Source organism: Novosphingobium meiothermophilum (assembly GCF_003171715.1).
GTDB lineage: Bacteria > Pseudomonadota > Alphaproteobacteria > Sphingomonadales > Sphingomonadaceae > Novosphingobium > Novosphingobium meiothermophilum.
On sequence record NZ_QGHL01000007.1, the window covers coordinates 69,807 to 89,080 of the forward strand.

Consider the following 19,274-nt stretch of genomic DNA (forward strand, 5'->3'; position numbering starts at 1 on the left):
GCGTTCCGGTTGATGCCATCGCGTGGGATTGATGCAGGGTTTCAAGGCAAGCGGGGGTGTGCGCACCCCAAGCGTTTTTCACTTGGCTGGTCGGAACCAGCCGCTAGAGCACGGTCCGTCCGCGGATGAGGGGCGGGCCGCAGGAAGGGAATGGAAATGGGTTATCGGGTTGTAGTGGTCGGCGCGACGGGCAATGTGGGCCGCGAGATGCTCAACATCCTGGCAGAGCGCGAGTTTCCCTGCGACGAAATCGCAGCCGTCGCCTCGCCGCGCTCGCAGGGGACCGAGATCGATTTCGGCGAGACGGGCCGGAAACTGAAGGTCCGGAACATCGAGCACTTCGATTTTGCCGGCTGGGATATCGCTCTCTTCGCGGCGGGATCGGGCCCGACCCAGATCTATGCGCCCAAGGCGGCGGCGGCAGGCTGCGTGGTGATCGACAATTCCTCGCTCTACCGGATGGACCCGGACGTGCCGCTGATCGTGCCCGAAGTGAACCCCGATGCGATCGACGGCTATGTGAAGAAGAACATCATCGCCAACCCCAACTGCTCGACCGCGCAGATGGTGGTGGCGCTGAAGCCCCTGCACGATGCGGCCACGATCAAGCGCGTGGTCGTCGCCACCTACCAGTCGGTGTCCGGCGCGGGCAAGGAAGGCATGGACGAACTGTTCGAACAGAGCCGCGCGATCTTTGTCGGCGATCCGGTCGAACCGAAGAAGTTCACCAAGCAGATCGCCTTCAACGTGATCCCGCACATCGATGTCTTCCTTGATGACGGTTCCACCAAGGAAGAGTGGAAGATGGTGGCCGAAACCAAGAAGATCCTCGATCCCAAGGTCAAGGTCGTGGCCACTTGCGTGCGCGTGCCGGTGTTCATCGGCCATTCCGAGGCCCTGAACATCGAGTTCGAGAAGGAAATCTCGGCGGAAGAAGCGCAGAACATCCTGCGCGAGGCACCGGGCGTCATGCTCGTCGACAAGCGCGAGAATGGCGGATACGTGACCCCGGTCGAATGCGTGGGCGATTTCGCCACATTCGTGTCGCGCGTGCGCGAGGATTCGACCGTGGACAACGGCCTTGCCCTGTGGTGCGTCTCGGACAACCTTCGCAAGGGTGCGGCGCTCAACGCGGTGCAGATCGCCGAACTGCTGGGCCGTCGTCACCTCAAGAAGGGCTGATCCCGCCATGGCAGAAGCATCGCTGGAATACTTCCCCGGTTTCGGCGGCGCGCGCCTTGCGCTGCACCGCATGGGGGCTGGCAAGCCGGTGGTGCTTCTGCACGGGCTGTTCTCTTCGGCCCATGTCAACTGGATCAAGTTCGGAACCGCCGCAAAGCTGGCAGCGGCAGGTTTCGAATGCCTGATGCCGGACCTGCGCGTCCACGGCCAGAGCGAGGCGCCGCACGATCCGGCGGCCTATCCGCGCGACGTGCTCGCGCGCGATCTCGAAGCGCTCGTTGCCTATCTTGGGCTGGGCGCGGAAGGCGCGACAGACTTCGATCTGGTCGGTTTCTCGCTCGGTTCGCGCACTGCGGCGCGCGCGGTCATTGCAGGGCTGCGGCCGCGGCGGCTGGTGCTGGCGGGAATGGGCCTTGAAGGGCTGGCGGGCTGGGCGCGCAGGCAAGACTTCTTCCGCGATGTGATCGACCGCTTTGGCACCATCGAACGCGGCGATCCGGCCTATTTCGCGCAGCAGTTTCTCAAGTCCACAGGAACCGACCGCGTCGCCGCGCGGCTGCTGCTGGGCAGCATGGCCGATACCGATCCGGCTGACCTTGCGGCTATTACCATGCCCTGTCTGGTGCTTTGCGGCGATCAGGACAACGACAACGGCTCTGCCCCGCGCCTTGCCGAGGCTCTGCCCGATGCGCGGCTCGAAATGATTCCCGGCACCCACATGAGCAGTGTGACCATGCCGCAACTTGGCGATGCGCTGGTGACGTTCCTGACCGCGCGGGCTTGACCCTTGCGGTTTCATCTGTAACCGGAACAGGGATTGCGACACCATCCCGCAAGCCGGGTAGGGTGCATCCTTAAGGGAGACAGATGTTCATGAAATCGCTCGTTTCCGTCGCGGCTGTGGCGGTCGCGCTCGTGTCGGCGCCTGCTCTGGCGCAATCGGCCTCCGTCGATGCAGCCGGCGTGGCCGACTGGGTGAAGCGCGCCGAAGCCGATATCCTGACCGAGTCGGTTGCCACTTCGCGCGCCAACTGGATCTACGCGACCTATATCAACGACGACAGTGCCGCGCTCGTCGCGGCGGCCAACGGCAAGTTCACCGCGCTTCAGGTCGGGCAGGCCAAGCGGGCGGCTGAGTATTCTGCCGTGCCGGGCCTTGCGCCCGATGTGGCGCGCAAGCTGGTGATGATGCGCACCCAGATCACAGGGCCGGCACCGTCCGCACCCGGCGCCACGCAGGAGTTCGCCGCGCTTCAGGCCGGGCTGGAAGGCATCTACGGCAAGGGCACGGGCACACTGCGCGGACAGCCGATCAACGGCAGCGACATCGAGGAGGCGATGGGCACCAATCGCAATCCCGATGAGCTGAAGGAAATGTGGCTTTCTTGGCATGACAATGTCGGCAAGCCGATGAAGGCCGATTATGCGCGCATGATCGCCATCGGCAATGCCGGCGCGCAAGAGCTTGGCTTTTCCGACATGGGGGCGCTGTGGCGGTCGAACTATGATATGGAGCCGGAGGCCTTTGCCGCGCTGACCGAGAAGATCTGGAACGAGGTCAAGCCGCTCTACAACCAGCTTCACTGCTACACCCGCATGAAGCTGAACGAAAAGTATGGCGACGGCGTGCAGCCCAGGACAGGCCCGATCCGCGCCGATCTGCTGGGCAACATGTGGGCGCAGGAATGGGGCAACATCTACGATGTCGTCGCGCCCGCCGGTGCAGGCGATATCGGCTATGATCTGGGCGAGCTGCTTGTCGCCAAGGGCTATGATCCGATCAGGATGGTCAAGGCGGGCGAAGGGTTCTATTCCTCGCTCGGCCTTTCGCCGCTGCCCCAGACATTCTGGCAGCGTTCGCAGTTCGTGAAGCCGCGCGACCGGGATGTCGTCTGCCATGCCTCGGCGTGGAATGTCGACAATGTCGATGATCTGCGCATCAAGATGTGCATCAAGGTGAACGGCGATGATTTCGTGACGATCCATCACGAACTTGGCCACAACTACTACCAGCGTGCCTACAACAGGCAGGATGCGCTCTATCAGGGCGGCGCGAACGACGGGTTCCACGAGGCCATCGGCGATTTCGTGGCACTTTCGATCACGCCGGAATATCTTGTGCAGATCGGCCTGCTTGACCGGGACAAGGTGCCCCCTGCCGCCAAGGATACGGGGCTGCTGCTGCGTCAGGCGATGGACAAGATCGCCTTCCTGCCCTTTGGCCTGCTGATCGACCGGTATCGCTGGGATGTGTTCAACGGCAAGATCGCGCCTGCCGATTACCAGAAGGGCTGGGACGCGATGCGCCTGAAGTATCAGGGCATCGTGCCACCCGCCGAACGCCCCGCCGATGCCTTCGATGCGGGGGCGAAGTATCACGTGCCTGCGAACGTGCCCTACACGCGCTATTTCCTCGCGCGAGTGCTCCAGTTCCAGTTCTACGAGGCGGCATGCAGGCAGGCGGGCTGGAAAGGGCCACTCCACCGGTGCAGCTTCTATGGCAACAAGGACGTGGGCGCCAGGCTCAACGCCATGCTGGAAATGGGTGCGTCCAAGCCCTGGCCCGATGCGCTGGAAGCCTTTACCGGCACGCGCGAGATGAGCGGCAAGGCCATGATCCGCTATTTCGCGCCGCTGACCAAGTGGCTGGCCACCCAGACCAAGGGGCAAGCCTGCGGCTGGTAATACCAACGTCCGATGAGCGTGGCTCATCGGCCATTGGTTAAGCCTGCGCGGCGTTTGAGCATTTCCAGCGCGTGATGCGTCGGCATCTCAGCGCGCTGGTACAAGCGATTGAGGGGCCGCCAATCGGCAGGCCGAAAAAGCGCGACGGGGCGGGGCGTGATGCGATGCACTCCCGCCCTTTTCGCGTTCACCGTCCAGTGCCTCTTGCCGGATTGCTCCATTGGTGGCAGCTTGCCCCAATCAACGAACAGGCCGCAAAGAGCCTTGTCGGTATCGAGGATGCAATGATGGTGAAGAGCCTGCTTGCAGCGCTGGCTGCAGGTGTTCTTGTCCCTTCAGCGGCCAATGCGGCCACGGTCTCGGCAATCCGCCCGGAAGGCGTTGCCGAAGCGCTGAAGAATCTGGGTTACACGGCAGAACTGGCCCGCGATGCGAGCGGCGATCCGCTGATCAATGCCGATATTGGCGGCTGGCAGGCCGCGCTGCTGTTCTACGAATGCAACCCAAAGACGCATGACGGCTGCCAGTCGTTGCAGTTCGTTGCCAATTTCACGCCCGAAAAGAAGTTTACCGCCGAAGATGCCCTGCGTTTCAACCGCAACACGCGCTTTGCCTCGGTCTCGATCGGCAAGGACCAGAGCGTGATGATGACATGGGATCTCGTGACAGGGAAGGGTATCGATCTGGAGGTCTTCTCGAACTCGGTCGATATGTTCCGCAGCGCGATGGACACGCTGGGCACCGAAGTTTTCAAGTAACGGCCCCGGTTCCGGCCACCCCGGACAAAGGGAACGCAACCTCGGCAATCCGCAGGCAGGGCTAGCTGCCTCGGATTGCCTTTTCTTTTGGATGATCGCCGGCTGCGGCGCTGCCGCTGTCAGCGGAACGGCGGTTCGTTGAAGGCGCGCAGCTTGCGGCTGTGAAGGCGCGGACCTTCCTGGCGCAGCAGTTCGCAGGCGGTCGTGCCGATGGCAAGGTGCGCGGCGATGGCCTCTTCGTAGAAGCGGTTGGCTTGTCCCGGCAGCTTGATTTCCCCGTGCAGCGGCTTGTCCGAAACGCACAGCAAGGTCCCGTAGGGCACGCGGAAGCGATAACCCTGCGCGGCAATCGTTGCACTTTCCATGTCGATGCCGACTGCGCGTGAAAGCGAAAGGCGCCGCGCGGAATGGCTGTAGCGCAATTCCCAGTTGCGATCGTCGGTCGTCACGATCGTGCCCGTGCGCATCCGCTTCTTGAGATCGGTTCCGCCTTCGCCCGAAACAAGCGCGGCCGCACTTTGCAGGGCAACCTGCACTTCGGCGATGGCCGGAATGGGGATTTCGGGCGGCAGCACGGGATCCAGCACGTGATCGTCGCGCAGATAGGCATGGGCCAGCACGTAATCGCCGATCTTCTGCGTGGGGCGCAGGCCGCCGCAGTGTCCGATCATCAGCCACGCCTCCGGCCGCAGCACGGCCAGATGGTCGCAGATCGTCTTTGCATTCGACGGACCGACGCCGATGTTGACCAGCGTGATGCCCGAACGGTCCGGCGCGACGAGATGGTAGGCGGGCATCTGGTGGCGCCGCCACGCCGTGTCGGAAAGCCGTTCGCGCGCGTTGTCGATGCGCGCATCAAGGGCGAGGCCACCCGCACCCGTAAGCGCGACATAGCGCTCGCCGTCGATCTGTTGCGCTGCCCAGTCCACGAACTCGTCGACATAGCGGTGATAGTTGGTGAACAGGATATAGCGCTGGAAGTCCTCAATCTGCGTGCCCGTGTAGTGGGCCAGGCGGGCGAGGCTGAAGTCGGTGCGCAGGCCATCGAAGAGCGAAAGCGGCATCGGGCCGTCGCCGATATTGTATTCGCCATCGGCAATCTCGTCGCCAATGTGGGCAAGGTCGGTCGCCGGGAAATGCTTGGCCAGATCCTGCGGGCTGACGCGGCCGATCTGCGCGCCGTAGGCCCCGTCGAGCACGTAGGGGAAGGGGATTTCCTGCGTTGACCGGCAGACCTCGATCTCGACGTTGTAGGCGGTGCGGATCAGGTCGATCTGCTCTGTCAGATAGTCCGCGAACAGGCCGGGGCGGGTGATGGTGCAGGCATAATCGCCACGCTGGGTGAGCCTGCCGAAAGCCCGGCCTAGCGATTCGGTCTGGGGATCATCGTTCAGCCTGATGCGCAGTTCGGGGTAGCAATAGCTGCCGTCGGCCCTTCGCTCCGGGGGCGGCAATGTTCCGTGATTGGCGTATTCGGCGATATCGGCCCGCAGCAGGGCGACGGCGGCATCGAAATGGCGGACGAGTTCGGCGAGGATCTCATCAGTTGCCAGCGAATTGTCAGTTACTTGCATCTGCAACGATTTAGCGCGGCAATCCTTCAGTGCAATGGCACTGCGCCGTGAAATCGTATCCCGGACGGGGCATTTGTGCGCGATGCGTCAAAGTAAAGGGGCGCCCCGCAGGAGCGCCCCCGATACCGTGTTTTCGGCATTCCGGGCGCACCCGGAGGGCCGAAAAGCGTCAGGCTTGTGCTTCTTCGCCGCCTTCCAGCAGCTCAGCCGGGATTTCGCCCGGTTCGGCATTCGGATCATAGGCTTCGGTGAAGCCGCCGGTGTCGTTGTCGAACATTGCGTCGATCACGTTGACGCCCTGCGACTGGAGTTCGGCTTCGTCGGGCGATCGGGCAACGTTGACCTTGACCGTGACCGAAACTTCCGGATGCAGCGAAACCTTGACGTCATAGACGCCAATGGTCTTGATCGGGCGTTCCAGCACGATCATCGCCTTCGTCACCTTGGCGCCCTGTTCAACCAGAGCGTCGGCGATGTCACGAACCGAAACCGAACCGTAAAGCTGGCCCGCGTTCGACGAAGCGCGGATCAGCACGACTTCCTTGCCTTCGACGTTGCCCGCTTCGGCCTTGGCTTCATCGCGGCGAGCAGCGTTTTCGGCTTCGATGCGCGCACGGTTGGCTTCGAAGACCTTGCGGTTGGCTTCATTGGCGCGCAGCGCCTTCTTGTTGGGCAGCAGGAAATTGCGCGCGTAACCGTCCTTGACGGTCACTTCGTCGCCGATGCCGCCCAGCTTCTCGATGCGCTCGAGCAGGATGATCTGCATGTCAGGCGCTCCTTACTTGACGATGTAGGGCAGGAGGCCGATGTGCCGGGCGCGCTTGATCGCCTGGCTCAGCTCACGCTGCTTCTTGGCCGAAACGGCCGTGATGCGGCTGGGAACGATCTTGCCGCGTTCGGACATGAAGCCCTGCAGCAGACGCACGTCCTTGTAGTCGATCTTCGGCGCGTTCTTGCCCGAAAACGGGCAGCTCTTGCGGCGGCGGAAAAACGGACGAGCCATGTCTTATTCCCCTTCGCGTTCACGACGGCGGGTGCGCTCGCGGTCGTTCTTGCGCATCATCACCGAGGGACCGGCTTCGTGCTCGTCGACACGCACGGTCATGTAGCGGATGATGTCTTCGTTGATCTGGGTCTGACGCTCAAGTTCGGCGATCGTCGCGCCGGGAGCTTCGATGTTCAGGAGCACGAAGTGCGCCTTGCGGTTCTTCTGGATCTTGTAGGCCAGCGAACGGAGGCCCCAGGTTTCGGTCTTCGTGACCTTGCCGTTGTTGCTCTCGACGATTTCGGTGGCGGCGGCGGCGAGCGCATCGACCTGAGCCTGGCTCAGATCCTGGCGCGCCAGAAAGACATGCTCATAAAGCGGCATGCTTCGTGCTTCCTTGTCTAACTAACCGATCGCTGGCTTGTCCGCGGGATTGCGGGGCCCCTCCGGCTTTCTTCGTGTTTCACCCGGTTGCGGCAGCAGCCAGCCCTGCGGTGAAGCTGCGGCCCTTAGCGATTCCGCGGCGGAAAGCAAGCAGATTTGCCGCGCTGGACCGGCAGGGCACGTCTTGCATGGGGCCGTTGCCGCAGTTTAAGCCGGGTTTTAATCGTTCGGTGAAACCAAAGGGATCATGATGCTTGTAGAGATCGAACGGCATGGCCCGGTGGCCGTGGTCAGGCTCAATCGCCCTGAGGCGATGAACGCCCTTTCGGCGGCCCTGCGCGCGCAGCTGGCCGAAGCCATGCTGGCCGTGGATGCCGATGACGGGGTTCGTGCCGTGGTGCTGACCGGGGCGGGAGACAGGGCCTTCACTGCCGGGCTGGACCTCAAGGAACTGGGGGCTGATACGTCGCATCTGGGCGCTGCCAATGCGCAGGATGCGGCCCGCAACCCGGTTCGGGCGGTCGAACAGTGCTGCAAGCCGGTGATCGGGGCGATCAACGGTGTGGCGATCACGGGTGGTTTCGAACTGGCTCTTGCCTGCGATGTGCTGATCGCCTCGCACAACGCACGCTTTGCCGACACCCATGCGCGCGTCGGCATTATGCCGGGCTGGGGCCTTTCGCAGAAGCTGTCGCGGATGATCGGTATTGCGCGCGCCAAGGAGCTTTCGCTGACCGGAAACTTTATCGGCGCCGATCAGGCGCTGGCATGGGGGCTGGTCAATCGGGTGGTTCCCGCTGATGCACTGCTGCCGACTGCAATTGCGCTCGCCAATGACATGGCTGGTATCGATCCGCGCATGGCGACCGCCTACAAGCGGCTGATCGATGATGGCTATGGCCTTGCCTTGTCCGAAGCGCTGGCGCTTGAGGCAAGGGTTTCCAGCCAGATGAACGGCGCGGTCGATGCCGCCGAGGTCGAGGCGCGTCGGCGCGCGGTGATGGAGCGGGGCCGCACGCAGTCCTGAAATGCTGGCCTGGTTGAGTTTGGAGCCTAGACCTGCGGCAGAGGGGTCTGGGCAGGTTCGATCCCGGCCGTTTTGGCCTGCGTCCCGCAGAAAAGCAGCGCCGTCAGGCCGTTGGTCCGCGCGACGAGGTAGCTTGCCGTGGCAAGAACCAGCACGGACGAAGACACCAGCAGCCATTGCAGTTCAGCGGCAATCGGCATTGCGCGCACGCGGGGCAGCAGTGCCATCACCCAGACAAGATGGAACAGGTAGATCGCCAGCGCGCCATCGACGAAGAACGAGACTATGCGGCTGGGACCGCGCACCAGCCGCGCCAGCACCCTGAACAGCACCAGTGTCATCAGATAGGCAAGCGGCAACTGGATGGTGCGCAGCACCAGCGCCCCGGCAAGGCCGGGATAGAAGTCCAGCCCAAGGGCCAGGCGGAACATCGGATCGAGCGGCATGTAGATTGCCAGCAGAACTACGATTGCCGCCACGGTCCAGCGCACCGGCAGGTTGAAGAGTTGCGTGCCGATCCCGGAATGCCAGGCAAGCACGCCCAGCGAAAAGGCCGCGCCGTGAAACAGGAAATGCAGCCACAGCAGCGTTTCGGAAGGCGCATCGGGTATGGGCGGCACCCATTCTGCGGCATGGCGCAGCAGCCCCCACAGCGCCAGTGCGCCGAACAACCACAGGCTTTGCGGTCCGCCCAGCAGCATGGCGCGGCGCATCCGCTCTCCCGGTCTGATCCATCGGGCCGGGATCAGCGCGTAAAGCCCGCAATAGCCGAGCAGCACCAGCAGGAACCAGAAATGGTCAAGCGCCAGCGGCAGCCCGAAAAACCGCTCTGATGGCTTGTGCAGCAGGCTTTCCTGCAAGCGGAACTGCAACGCGCCCAGCGTCAGCAGCGCGGCCAGAAAGGGCAGGCCAAGGCGGCGCAGGCGCTCACCCAGCCAGATCCGCGTTCCCTTGCGCTCGCGGATCATCCCGGCAAAGTAGCCCGCCAGCATGAAGAACGCGAACATGCGGAAAGCATGGGTCAACGAGTTCCAGCCGCCGATCAGCAGCGATTGCTGGAAATCGAGCGCGGGCGGTCCGGTTTCGAAGATGGCCTTGGTGGCAACATGAAATGGCAGCCCCAGCAGCAAAAGCACGGCACGCGCCAGATCAAGGTGGTGCAGGCGGGCAGGGGCGGCGCTCATCGCTGCGCCCTAGAGCATTTTTGCCGCCAGTAGAAGCAGAGCTTGCGCGAGGCGGGTTTGTGCCTGCGGTGCGGTGAGGAAGGGGGCTTGTGCCAGACCGCGGCTTCACGCACATCCGCGCGTGAGAGGTGAGTGTCCGTCACCGCCGAGGAAGGAACCGCTGCGCCATGCCATCCGGCCTTATTGCCCTGCTCGACGACGTTTCCGTGATTGCCCGCGCGGCTGCGGCCTCGCTCGATGATGTTGGCGCCGCCGCTGCCAAGGCCGGGACCAAGGCCGCAGGCGTGGTGATCGACGATGCCGCCGTCACGCCCTCCTATGTCACCGATTTCACGCCTGACCGTGAATTGCCGGTCATTGCCCGCATCGCCCGTGGCAGCCTCATCAACAAGCTGGTGATTCTTCTGCCGGTGGCCCTGCTGCTGAGCGCGTTCCTGCCCTGGGCGATTACCCCGCTGCTGATGGCGGGCGGTTTGTTCCTGTGCTTCGAGGGCGCGGAAAAGGTCATGGAAAAGCTGGGCGGCGCCAAGCATGGCGAAACGCTGGAAGACGGTCCGGAGGATGTTGCCAGCTTCGAACAGCAGCGTGTATCGGGCGCCGTGCGCACCGACTTCATCCTCTCGGCCGAGATCATGGCGATTGCGCTGTCCGAAGTTGCGGAGCGGACGATCTTCCAGCAGGCGATGGCGTTGGCGCTGGTGGGCATCGTGATAACCGTGCTGGTCTATGGCGCGGTCGGCCTGATCGTGAAGATGGATGACATCGGCCTCCACCTTGTCCGCAAGGAGGGGGCGGCACGGCAGGCGCTGGGCAGGCTGCTGCTGCGCGCCATGCCGGTTCTGATGACTCTGCTGGCATCGGTCGGCACCGTGGCCATGCTCTGGGTGGGGGGGCAGATCATTCTTCACGGCAGCGAAGTGCTGGGCTTTGCCCCGCCTTCCGCATTTGCACATGGCGTGCAGCACATGGTCGAACATGCCGCCAGCCCGCTTGGCGGCCCTCTTGTCGGTGTGCTCGGCTGGATCACCTATGCGGCGATTTCTGCCGTGGTGGGCCTGATCCTTGGCGGGATTGTTGCCGTGATCGTCCACCTTGTCGCGGCAGCACGCGGCGGCCATTGACGATCCCGGTTTCACCGCAGTCGGGCAATGACCGGGGCAGGCGCTGCCTTACGCGGCGTGGCGCACCGGAAGCCGGGCTGTGCTCGCCTCGCGGTAGTGCCTGATCGCAAACTCGCTCACCAGTCTTTCGAACACATCGTCGTGCAGGCGGCGTTCGAACTCAAGCCCGCTCACCCTCTCGCGGCTCCAGACCACGAAGGCCAGCTTGGGTTGCAGGCCCGGCAGCAGGAGATAAAGCGGCTCGTCGATCCGCAGCTTCTCCAGCCCTTCGATGCGCGCGCCATAGGGGTTGAGATCCTTGAGGATCACCGTCGAACGCTCGGCCCCACGCTTGCAGCGCACCGGCAGTTCGATGCCGACGCGCGGCGCGCGGCGTTTCGCGTCGAAATCGGGGTTCTCGGCATCCAGCCACATGGTCATTCCTCCACTTGCGTTAACCAACGTGTGCAAGGACGGTCGGGATTTCATGCGTTTCAGAGCGGGAATGTGCGGAGCCTCAGGTAAACTTCGCGTTTCCTGCAAGCGCATGCGCCATGATTGCAAGTGCTGGCGTGCCCCGGCTTGCGCTGGATCAAGGCCCGACCGTCAGCACGGTCTAGAAGCCGGGACATCGGGCCATTCGGCCCGCAAGGAGACCCCAGAATGTCCGATACCGCCGCCACGCTGGCTGAACTTGCTCCCGTCCGCCAGCTTGTCACGCGCGATGGCGCCGTGCTTGATGTGCGCTCGGCCTATGCCGAAGACGAGCCTGTGCTTGAAGCCTTCTTCGACCGGGTGAGCGACGAGGATCGCCGTTTCCGCTTTCTTGCCGCCAGCAGGCATGTCGGGCACGATCAGCTTGCGGCGATGACCCATGTGGATCATTGGCGCACCGAGAGCTTCCTTGCCTTTGCGCACGCTGACGGATCGCTTGTCGCATCGGCCATGCTGGCCTGCGATGCGGCGATGGACACGGGCGAGATTGCCGTCTCGATCCGGCGGGACTGGCGCGGTCGCGGCGTGGGCTGGGCCATGCTTGATCTTCTGGCCGAAGAAGCACGCAGGCGCGGCCTTGCGCGCGTGATCTCGATCGAGGACCGCGAAAACCATGCCGCCATCGAACTCGAACGCGAAAAGGGCTTCACGCCTCATGGGATCGAAGGCGATCCGCACCTCGTGATGCTGGAAAAACGGTTCCGCTAGCCCTCGGGTCGCGCTCCGGGGGAAGGGCCGGAGCGAATCAGCACGGGGGGAGGCCGGATAGCGCGCCCGCGCGGTCCGGCCTCATGTTTCACAGCCGGGCCAGCAGATCGCTTGCAAACTGCGACAGGGTATCATCGCGCGCGCCCATCACCACCACGCGGTCTCCCGGCCGGGCGATTGCGGCGATGCGCCCGGCGCAGTCCGCGCGCAGCGGCACATGTTCGGCATTTGCCCCATGGGCGCGGATCATCGCCACGATCCGTTCCGAGCCGACCGAACGATCGACCGTGCCGCCGAAATAGACCGGATCGCACAGGATCGTCACGTCCTCCGCTTCCATCCGCGAGGCGAACACTTTGGCCAGTTCCTCGCCCATCTGGCGCAAGGGGCCATAGCCATGCGGCTGGAAAAAGGCGATCACGCGGCCGGGATGCGCCTTGAGCGTGGCAAGCGTTGCCGCCACCTTTTCGGGGTTATGGCCGAAATCATCGATCACGGTGATGCCCGAAGCCGAGGTGCCGACAATGTCGAAGCGGCGGGCAAGCCCGGTGAAGCCACCAAGCCGTAGTGTGGCCTCGTCCATCGGCAATCCGGCAGCGGTTGCCGCTGCAAGCGCGGCAAGGGCATTGGCCAGATTGTGCCGGCCCGGAACCTGCAAGGCAAGGTCATGGAGCGTGCCGTCGCGCCGGTCGATCACGCGGGCGGCAATCGCGGTTGGCGTTTCGCGGACGGAGCCTGCCACCACGCCAATCGTCGCTTCGGCTGCGAAGCCAAAGGTGATCGCCTGCCGTGCATGGCCGATCAGCGCCATGCTTTCCGGGTCATCGGCATTGACCACGCCGACCTGCGCACTGGCAAGGAAATTACCAAACAGCTTGCGCAGTTCCTCAAGGCTCTTGTGATCGAGGCTCACATTGTTGAGCACGGCAATAGCGGGCCGATAGAGCGCGATGGACCCGTCGCTTTCGTCCACCTCGGAAACGAAAGACCCGCCCCTGCCGACCCGCGCCGAGGCAAAGGGTGCATCAGGGGCGACGAAGTTCTTCATCACCGCGCCGTTCATGATCGTGGGGTCGCGTCCGGTGGCGGTCATGATCCAGCCGATCATGCCGGTGACGGTCGATTTGCCGCTGGTGCCGCCCACGGCAATGCCCTGCGGTGCCGCATTGAACAGCCGGGCAAGCAGTTCCGCCCGGCTCAAACGCTTGCAGCCCAGCGCCTTCGCGCGCACCACTTCGGGAACCGTGTCCTCCACCGCTGCCGAGGCGACGAGCACCTGATCGGCAGAGACAATGCCCGAACCGTCCTGCGCAAAGAGCCGGAATCCCATGCTTTCCAGCCAGCCAAACTTTTCCGGCGTGCGGCCCTGATCGCGGCTGCGGTCCGATCCGGCCACGCGCGCACCCATTCCGTGCAGGATCAGCGCCAGCGGCAGCATTCCCGATCCGCCGATGCCGCAGAAGAACCAGTCCTTCGCCGCAAGATCGGTCGGGGTGGCAAGTGCTTCGGCAAGTGCTTCGTCTGTCATGGCATTCAGCGGTATGCGCCCGCGCCGCTGGTGACAACCACCCGATTGCTGCTTTCACCCGATACGGGAAAGCGGCTAGGGTTGCCTGCATGAGCCGGAACATTGCCATCTGCGCCCCGTCAACGCCGTTCACGCGCGATGATGCGGCCCGCGTTGCGGGGCTCGCTGCGGCAGAGTTTCCCCGGCTCCGGCTTGCCTTTCACGATCAGTGCTTTGCCAGCGAGGGCCATTTTGCCGGGAGCGATGCAGTGCGCCTGGCCGCCTTCGTGGAGTGCGCCAATGATCCCGCTTTTGATGCGGTGTGGTTCGTGCGCGGCGGCTATGGGGCCAACCGGATTGCACAGGATGCGCTGGCGCTGCTCTCTCCGGCGGCTTACGACAAGGTCTATCTCGGCTATTCCGATGGCGGCACGCTGCTGGCCGCGCTCTACCGCGCGCGCATCGGCAGGCAGGTTCATGCCCCAATGCCCACCGACATCCGCCGCGCCGGAGGTGATGCGGCGGTGCGCCGCACACTCGGCTGGCTCTCTGGCATGACCGATGGGCTGGAGCCGTCGCTCAGGGGCGATGGCAGGCCAGCGGTTGCCTTCAATCTCATGACCCTTGCCATGCTCTGCGGCACGCCCTTCATGCCCGATCTTTCGGGCCATGTGGTGATGGTCGAGGAAGTGGCCGAATATGATTACGCGGTCGACCGGCTGCTGTTTCATGTCACCCACGCACTTGCGCCGATGAGCATTGCGGGCCTGCGTCTTGGCCGGGTGAGCGACGTGCCCGAAAACGACCACCCTTTCGGCTGCACGGTCGAGGCCATGGCCCGGCACTGGTGCGCGCGCACGGGCATTGCCTTTCTGGGACCGGCCGATATCGGCCATGATGCTGCCAACAGGATCGTGCCCTTCGGCCTTGCCTCGGCGGCGGGGGCGCAATAGGGGGGCGCGCCATTCATGGTGGTGGGCCGCACAAGAGGAGAGTGAGATGCGCGCATTCGTGTTTCCGGGGCAGGGCAGCCAGAAGGTCGGCATGGGGCTTGAACTGGCCGAGGCGAGCGCTGCGGCCCGCGAGGTCTTCGAGGAAGTCGATGATGCGCTGGGACAGAAGCTCTTCCAGATCATGAAGGAAGGCCCTGAAGACGTTCTGACCCTTACCGAAAATGCCCAGCCTGCCATCATGGCCAATGCCATTGCGGTGCTGCGCGTGATGGAACGCGAAGGCGGCATAACGCTGGCCGAGAAGGCCGATTTCGTTGCCGGGCACAGCCTTGGCGAATACACCGCGCTGTGCGCTGCGGGCGCGTTCAGCCTTGCCGATACTGCGCGTCTGCTCAAGCTGCGCGGGCGGTCGATGCAGGCGGCCGTGCCGGTGGGCGAAGGCGCCATGTGCGCGTTGCTGGGCGCCGATATCGAAAAGGCGAGCGCACTGGCCGAGGCGGCGGCCGAAGGCGAAGTCTGCACCGTGGCCAATGACAACGATCCCACGCAGGTCGTGCTTTCGGGGCACCGCGGCGCGATTGAACGGGCAGTTGCCATGGTCAAGGATCACGGCATCAAGCGCGGTGTGCTTCTGCCGGTCTCCGCGCCGTTTCACTGCCCGCTGATGCAGCCTGCCGCCGAAGCCATGGCCGAGGCGTTCGAGAAAACACCGCCGTCGGCCCTGCGTATCGCGCTCTTCGCGAATGTCACTGCATCGGTTGTGACCGATCCGGCCGAGGTGAAGCGCCTGCTGGTCGAACAGGTTACGGGCCGCGTGCGCTGGCGTGAAAGCGCCATCGCCATGCAGGAAGCAGGTGTCGAACAGTTCATCGAACTGGGCGGCAAGGTGCTTGGCCCGATGGTCAACCGGACGCTGGCCGATGTTTCCGTCACCAGCGTGGTGGGCATGGCCGATATCGAAGCAATCCTGAAGGACATTTGAGTCAGGACCATCTGACAGGCATGGCGCGCCTTGCCGCGCACCGATCTAGTGGAGCGAGATATGGAACAGCGTCTTTTCGATCTGACCGGCATGACCGCCCTTGTCACCGGTGCTGCAGGCGGCATCGGCTCGGCAATCTGCCATGCCCTCGCGCGGCAGGGCGCGCGCATTGCGCTGTCGGGCACCAACCCGGCCAAGCTGCGCGCCTTCCGTGATGAACTGAACGACACTTATGGTCACGATCATGTCGAGATCACCTGCGATCTTTCGAACACCGAACAGGTCGAACACCTCGTTCCGGCGGCGCTCGATACTTTCGGCAAGCTCGACATTCTGGTGAACAACGCCGGGATCACGCGCGACAATCTGGCCATGCGCATGAAGGACGAGGAATGGGATGCGGTCATCCGCGTCAACCTCGAAGCCGCGTTCCGCCTGATGCGGGCGGCCACCAAGCCGATGATGAAGGCGCGCTTCGGCCGCATTGTCTCTGTCACCAGCGTGGTCGGCGCGACCGGCAATCCGGGGCAGGTCAACTATGCCGCTGCCAAGGCGGGGCTGGTCGGCATGTCGAAGTCGCTCGGCCAGGAACTGGCAAGCCGGGGCGTGACGGTGAACTGCGTGGCGCCCGGCTTCATCCGCACCGCCATGACCGATGTTCTGCCCGATGCCCAGAAGGACGCGCTCAACGCCCGCATTCCGATGGGCCGCATGGGCGAGGGCGCAGATATCGGCGCGGCGGTCGCCTATCTCGCTTCCAGAGAGGCCGGATACGTGACCGGGCAGACGCTGCACGTCAACGGCGGCATGGCGATGCTCTCCTGAGGCGGATTTCGGGGGTTTTATCCCCAGTTTAGGGCACAAGGGCGGGACCGGTGCTTGCCGAGTCCCGCCTCTGCGTTAAGACAGGCAGTCCGAACCAGATGCCGGGGTCGTGATTCCCCGGCTCAACCATATTCACGGGGCAGGGCTTCGGCCCGGTCCTCCGGGGGATCGAGACGAGAATGAAGGCGACGATTGAACGCGCGACGCTCCTGCGCTGCCTGTCCCACGTCCAGTCGGTGGTGGAACGCCGCAATACCATTCCGATCCTGTCGAACGTGCTGATCGAGGCTTCGCCCGACAGCACCGTTCGCCTGATGGCGACCGACCTTGATCTCCAGATTGTCGAGACCATGCCCGCCAAGCGTGTGGAAACGCCCGGCGCCATCACGGTTTCGGCGCATCTCCTGTTCGACATCGCGCGCAAGCTGCCCGATGGCAGCGAAGTGAGCCTTGAGACGACCGACAACCGGATGATCGTAAAGGCCAACCGCAGCCGCTTCCAGTTGCCCACGCTGCCGCGCGACGATTTTCCCGTGATCGTGGAAGGCGATCTGCCCACCAGCTTCGAGATCCCCGCGCGCACGCTTGCCGAACTGATCGACCGCACACGCTTTGCCATTTCCACGGAAGAGACGCGCTATTATCTGAACGGCATCTTCCTGCACGTCTCGGATGAGGCCCAGCCCGTTCTCAAGGCGGCCGCAACGGATGGCCACCGGCTGGCGCGCTTCACCATTCCCCGCCCCGATGGCGCGGAAGGAATGCCCGATGTGATCGTGCCGCGCAAATGCGTGGGCGAACTGCGAAAACTGCTTGAAGACGTGCTGGATTCGGCGGTGCTGGTCGATCTTTCCGCAAGCAAGGTGCGCTTCACCCTGGGCGGCGAAAATGGCGTTGTGCTGACCAGCAAACTGATCGATGGCACTTTCCCGGATTACAGCCGCGTGATCCCCACCGCCAACGACAAGCTGCTGAAACTCGATCCGCGCGCCTTCTACGAAGGCGTGGATCGTGTGGCCACCATCGCCACCGAAAAGACCCGCGCGGTCAAGATGGCGCTCGATAATGATCGCGTCACGCTGTCTGTCACCAGCCCGGACAATGGCACCGCCGCCGAAGAACTGCCCGCCAGCTATGGCGCGGCAGGCTTCGAGATCGGCTTCAACGCAGGCTATCTCAAGGATATCCTCAGCCAGATCGATGGTGATACCGTGGAACTGCATCTTGCCGATGCGGGCGCACCCACCCTTATCCGCAAGGACGACAAGAGCCCGGCGCTTTATGTGCTGATGCCCATGCGGGTTTGATCGCCATCGCAAGACAGCATGAAGGCTGTGCAGGGCGGGCAAAGGGTTAACCGGTTCCTGCCAGCCGCACCGGTAATCCCGGCAATGTCCTGATTACCGTGTTTGAACCGAACCCGTGGGAAATGTCATGCGTCCCAGGAGTTCACGTTCATGTCGCACGCACACGATGCCGAAACCGCTGCCCGGAAGCTGAAGTTCTTCAATATCGGGTCCGAGGATCTTTCCCGGTTCGCGCATATTGCCGAGGCCATGCGGCGTCATGCCCCGCCCGCGCTTGACGCTCTTTACGACCAGATCGCCGCAACGCCGGAAACCGCGCGCTTCTTCGGTTCGCGCCAGATGATGAAGCACGCGCGTGACAAGCAGATCGATCACTGGGCCGCGATGTTCGGCGGTGGCGTTGATGCACGCTACTTCGAAAGCGCTGAGCGCGTGGGCAACATCCACGCTCGCATCGGGCTGGAGCCGGGCTGGTATATCGGCGCCTATGCCACGGTTCTGGAACGCATCGTCAATGCCATGTTCTCCGGCTTCGGCGCCTTCTTCCGCCGTCGGCAGATCGCGCGTTCGGTCGGGTCGATGATAAAGATGGCCCTGCTCGACATGGAAGTGGCGCTGTCGAGCTATTTCAAGGCCGAAGAAGCTGCCCGCATTGCCGTGATCGACGAGGTCAGCGGCGCGCTCAAGGCCATGGCCTCAGGCGATTTTGCCACAAGGGTTCCGGACCTTCCCGCTGCCTTTGCCGAATTGCAGAAGCACCTCGACGGGATGCGGCTTCAGGTTTCGGGCGTGCTGGCCGATGTCGCGGACACGTCGGGATCGGTGGATCTGGGGGCGCGGGAAATCCGGCAGGCGTCCGATGATCTGGCCCGCCGCACCGAACAGCAGGCTGCCAGCCTCGAGGAAGCCTCCGCAGCGATGACCACACTGGCCGCCACGGTCCGCTCCGCGGCCGACGATGCGCAGCACATGCACGGTTCGGTCCAGCAGGCCCATGGCGAGGCTTTGCGCGGCGGAGAAGTGGTGGGCGAGGCCGTATCGGCAATGAACGACATTCACACCTCGGCGCAGGAAATCGGCAAGATCATCTCGGTGATTGATGGCATTGCCTTCCAGACCAACCTGCTTGCCCTCAACGCGGGGGTCGAGGCAGCCCGCGCGGGCGATGCAGGGCGCGGCTTTGCCGTGGTCGCCACCGAAGTGCGCGCCCTTGCCCAGCGCACCGCCGATGCCGCGCGCGACATCAAGCAGCTCATCAGCCAAAGCTCGGTCCAGGTGGAGCGCGGCGTCAGTCTTGTCGGCCAGACGGGCGAGACATTCGCCGTCATCGTCGATCAGGTGGGCCACGTCGCCCAGCTTGCCAGCAACATCGCCCGCATGGCGCACGAACAGGCCGCAAGCATCGGGCAAGTGCGCGAAACCGTGCGCGAGATGGACACGATGACCCAGCAGAATGCCGCCATGGTCGAGCAAGCCACCGCCGCAGCGCGCAGCCTTGCTGGCGAGGCCGACCGGCTGTCCACGCTCGTGTCGCGCTTTCGGCTTGAGCAGCAGGGCGCACAGCAGCAGAGCGGGGCGGGGGCCGCGCGGCTCCTTCACGCGGCCTGAACCGGGGCGG

General features: G+C 63.9%; 19 protein-coding genes. 12 read left to right on the plus strand and 7 right to left on the minus strand.

Annotated features, from left to right (window positions below):
* Nucleotides 1–156 precede the first annotated feature (156 nt).
* The 4 genes from DKM43_RS04575 (at nucleotide 157) to DKM43_RS04590 (ending at nucleotide 4,625) form a co-directional block, all read left to right on the plus strand.
* A complete protein-coding gene (locus DKM43_RS04575) occupies nucleotides 157–1,182 on the plus strand; it encodes an aspartate-semialdehyde dehydrogenase (protein WP_109797978.1) in 1,026 nt (341 codons plus the stop codon).
* 7 nt (nucleotides 1,183–1,189) lie between these two features.
* Complete coding sequence (locus DKM43_RS04580) at nucleotides 1,190–1,966, plus strand: alpha/beta fold hydrolase (protein ID WP_109797318.1); 777 nt, start codon at nucleotides 1,190–1,192, stop codon at nucleotides 1,964–1,966.
* Nucleotides 1,967–2,055: 89 nt separating this feature from the next.
* The gene (locus DKM43_RS04585; protein ID WP_109797979.1) at nucleotides 2,056–3,867 is read left to right on the plus strand and encodes a M2 family metallopeptidase; all 1,812 of its coding nucleotides are present in this window, start codon (nucleotides 2,056–2,058) and stop codon (nucleotides 3,865–3,867) included.
* 197 nt (nucleotides 3,868–4,064) lie between these two features.
* Nucleotides 4,065–4,625 carry a YbjN domain-containing protein gene (locus tag DKM43_RS04590; protein WP_236632383.1) on the plus strand — a complete coding sequence of 187 codons (561 nt, stop codon included), beginning with the start codon at nucleotides 4,065–4,067 and terminating at the stop codon, nucleotides 4,623–4,625.
* Nucleotides 4,626–4,744: 119 nt separating this feature from the next.
* Here DKM43_RS04590 and DKM43_RS04595 read toward each other — a convergent pair whose 3' ends face one another.
* From DKM43_RS04595 to rpsF, 4 genes are all read right to left on the minus strand, one after another.
* Nucleotides 4,745–6,199 (minus strand): AMP nucleosidase, encoded by a 1,455-nt coding sequence (locus DKM43_RS04595; RefSeq protein ID WP_109797319.1) that lies wholly within the window; start codon nucleotides 6,197–6,199, stop codon nucleotides 4,745–4,747.
* A 169-nt stretch (nucleotides 6,200–6,368) separates the two neighbouring features.
* A complete protein-coding gene (rplI, locus tag DKM43_RS04600; RefSeq protein ID WP_109797320.1) occupies nucleotides 6,369–6,965 on the minus strand; it encodes a 50S ribosomal protein L9 in 597 nt (198 codons plus the stop codon).
* 12 nt (nucleotides 6,966–6,977) lie between these two features.
* Nucleotides 6,978–7,202, minus strand: coding sequence for a 30S ribosomal protein S18 (gene rpsR / locus DKM43_RS04605; protein WP_011445073.1), 225 nt, complete (start codon nucleotides 7,200–7,202; stop codon nucleotides 6,978–6,980).
* A gap of 3 nt (nucleotides 7,203–7,205) precedes the next feature.
* Complete coding sequence (gene rpsF, locus DKM43_RS04610; protein ID WP_109797321.1) at nucleotides 7,206–7,568, minus strand: 30S ribosomal protein S6; 363 nt, start codon at nucleotides 7,566–7,568, stop codon at nucleotides 7,206–7,208.
* Between the two features lie 247 nt (nucleotides 7,569–7,815).
* Here rpsF and DKM43_RS04615 point away from each other — a divergent pair, with 247 nt between their 5' ends.
* Complete coding sequence (locus DKM43_RS04615) at nucleotides 7,816–8,595, plus strand: enoyl-CoA hydratase (protein ID WP_236632384.1); 780 nt, start codon at nucleotides 7,816–7,818, stop codon at nucleotides 8,593–8,595.
* Nucleotides 8,596–8,621: 26 nt separating this feature from the next.
* Here the strand turns inward: DKM43_RS04615 and DKM43_RS04620 are convergent, their stop codons facing one another.
* The gene (locus DKM43_RS04620; protein ID WP_109797322.1) at nucleotides 8,622–9,779 is read right to left on the minus strand and encodes an acyltransferase family protein; all 1,158 of its coding nucleotides are present in this window, start codon (nucleotides 9,777–9,779) and stop codon (nucleotides 8,622–8,624) included.
* Nucleotides 9,780–9,946: 167 nt separating this feature from the next.
* Here DKM43_RS04620 and DKM43_RS04625 point away from each other — a divergent pair, with 167 nt between their 5' ends.
* Nucleotides 9,947–10,900, plus strand: coding sequence for a DUF808 domain-containing protein (locus tag DKM43_RS04625; RefSeq protein WP_109797323.1), 954 nt, complete (start codon nucleotides 9,947–9,949; stop codon nucleotides 10,898–10,900).
* Between the two features lie 48 nt (nucleotides 10,901–10,948).
* Here the strand turns inward: DKM43_RS04625 and DKM43_RS04630 are convergent, their stop codons facing one another.
* Nucleotides 10,949–11,320, minus strand: a complete 372-nt coding sequence (locus DKM43_RS04630) for a PilZ domain-containing protein (RefSeq protein WP_109797324.1) — start codon at nucleotides 11,318–11,320, stop codon at nucleotides 10,949–10,951.
* A gap of 222 nt (nucleotides 11,321–11,542) precedes the next feature.
* Between DKM43_RS04630 and DKM43_RS04635 the strand changes: the two genes are divergently transcribed.
* Nucleotides 11,543–12,082, plus strand: a complete 540-nt coding sequence (locus DKM43_RS04635) for a GNAT family N-acetyltransferase (RefSeq protein WP_109797325.1) — start codon at nucleotides 11,543–11,545, stop codon at nucleotides 12,080–12,082.
* Between the two features lie 88 nt (nucleotides 12,083–12,170).
* Here the strand turns inward: DKM43_RS04635 and DKM43_RS04640 are convergent, their stop codons facing one another.
* Nucleotides 12,171–13,610: a glutamate ligase domain-containing protein gene (locus DKM43_RS04640; protein ID WP_109797326.1), complete on the minus strand. Its 1,440-nt coding sequence runs from the start codon at nucleotides 13,608–13,610 to the stop codon at nucleotides 12,171–12,173.
* An 89-nt stretch (nucleotides 13,611–13,699) separates the two neighbouring features.
* Between DKM43_RS04640 and DKM43_RS04645 the strand changes: the two genes are divergently transcribed.
* The 5 genes from DKM43_RS04645 to DKM43_RS04665 all read left to right on the plus strand — a co-directional run bounded on the left by DKM43_RS04645 (nucleotide 13,700) and on the right by DKM43_RS04665 (nucleotide 19,264).
* Nucleotides 13,700–14,542 carry an LD-carboxypeptidase gene (locus DKM43_RS04645; RefSeq protein WP_109797327.1) on the plus strand — a complete coding sequence of 281 codons (843 nt, stop codon included), beginning with the start codon at nucleotides 13,700–13,702 and terminating at the stop codon, nucleotides 14,540–14,542.
* 46 nt (nucleotides 14,543–14,588) lie between these two features.
* Nucleotides 14,589–15,524 (plus strand): ACP S-malonyltransferase, encoded by a 936-nt coding sequence (fabD, locus tag DKM43_RS04650; RefSeq protein ID WP_109797328.1) that lies wholly within the window; start codon nucleotides 14,589–14,591, stop codon nucleotides 15,522–15,524.
* Between the two features lie 60 nt (nucleotides 15,525–15,584).
* Nucleotides 15,585–16,349: a 3-oxoacyl-[acyl-carrier-protein] reductase gene (gene fabG, locus DKM43_RS04655; RefSeq protein ID WP_109797329.1), complete on the plus strand. Its 765-nt coding sequence runs from the start codon at nucleotides 15,585–15,587 to the stop codon at nucleotides 16,347–16,349.
* Between the two features lie 179 nt (nucleotides 16,350–16,528).
* A complete protein-coding gene (gene dnaN, locus DKM43_RS04660; protein WP_109797330.1) occupies nucleotides 16,529–17,656 on the plus strand; it encodes a DNA polymerase III subunit beta in 1,128 nt (375 codons plus the stop codon).
* 150 nt (nucleotides 17,657–17,806) lie between these two features.
* Nucleotides 17,807–19,264: a globin-coupled sensor protein gene (locus DKM43_RS04665; protein WP_109797331.1), complete on the plus strand. Its 1,458-nt coding sequence runs from the start codon at nucleotides 17,807–17,809 to the stop codon at nucleotides 19,262–19,264.
* Nucleotides 19,265–19,274: the final 10 nt, after the last annotated feature.

Coding starts and splice junctions, on each gene's coding strand:
- DKM43_RS04585 (WP_109797979.1), top strand. CDS start 2,056: ATGAAATCGCTCGTTTCCGTCGCGGCTGTGGCGGTCGCGCTCGTGTCG.
- rpsF (WP_109797321.1), bottom strand. CDS start 7,568: ATGCCGCTTTATGAGCATGTCTTTCTGGCGCGCCAGGATCTGAGCCAG.
- DKM43_RS04580 (WP_109797318.1), top strand. CDS start 1,190: ATGGCAGAAGCATCGCTGGAATACTTCCCCGGTTTCGGCGGCGCGCGC.
- rplI (WP_109797320.1), bottom strand. CDS start 6,965: ATGCAGATCATCCTGCTCGAGCGCATCGAGAAGCTGGGCGGCATCGGC.
- DKM43_RS04620 (WP_109797322.1), bottom strand. CDS start 9,779: ATGAGCGCCGCCCCTGCCCGCCTGCACCACCTTGATCTGGCGCGTGCC.
- DKM43_RS04615 (WP_236632384.1), top strand. CDS start 7,816: ATGATGCTTGTAGAGATCGAACGGCATGGCCCGGTGGCCGTGGTCAGG.
- fabG (WP_109797329.1), top strand. CDS start 15,585: ATGGAACAGCGTCTTTTCGATCTGACCGGCATGACCGCCCTTGTCACC.
- DKM43_RS04595 (WP_109797319.1), bottom strand. CDS start 6,199: ATGCAAGTAACTGACAATTCGCTGGCAACTGATGAGATCCTCGCCGAA.
- fabD (WP_109797328.1), top strand. CDS start 14,589: ATGCGCGCATTCGTGTTTCCGGGGCAGGGCAGCCAGAAGGTCGGCATG.
- DKM43_RS04575 (WP_109797978.1), top strand. CDS start 157: ATGGGTTATCGGGTTGTAGTGGTCGGCGCGACGGGCAATGTGGGCCGC.
- DKM43_RS04635 (WP_109797325.1), top strand. CDS start 11,543: ATGTCCGATACCGCCGCCACGCTGGCTGAACTTGCTCCCGTCCGCCAG.
- DKM43_RS04645 (WP_109797327.1), top strand. CDS start 13,700: ATGAGCCGGAACATTGCCATCTGCGCCCCGTCAACGCCGTTCACGCGC.
- DKM43_RS04665 (WP_109797331.1), top strand. CDS start 17,807: ATGTCGCACGCACACGATGCCGAAACCGCTGCCCGGAAGCTGAAGTTC.
- DKM43_RS04625 (WP_109797323.1), top strand. CDS start 9,947: ATGCCATCCGGCCTTATTGCCCTGCTCGACGACGTTTCCGTGATTGCC.
- dnaN (WP_109797330.1), top strand. CDS start 16,529: ATGAAGGCGACGATTGAACGCGCGACGCTCCTGCGCTGCCTGTCCCAC.
- DKM43_RS04630 (WP_109797324.1), bottom strand. CDS start 11,320: ATGACCATGTGGCTGGATGCCGAGAACCCCGATTTCGACGCGAAACGC.
- rpsR (WP_011445073.1), bottom strand. CDS start 7,202: ATGGCTCGTCCGTTTTTCCGCCGCCGCAAGAGCTGCCCGTTTTCGGGC.
- DKM43_RS04640 (WP_109797326.1), bottom strand. CDS start 13,610: ATGACAGACGAAGCACTTGCCGAAGCACTTGCCACCCCGACCGATCTT.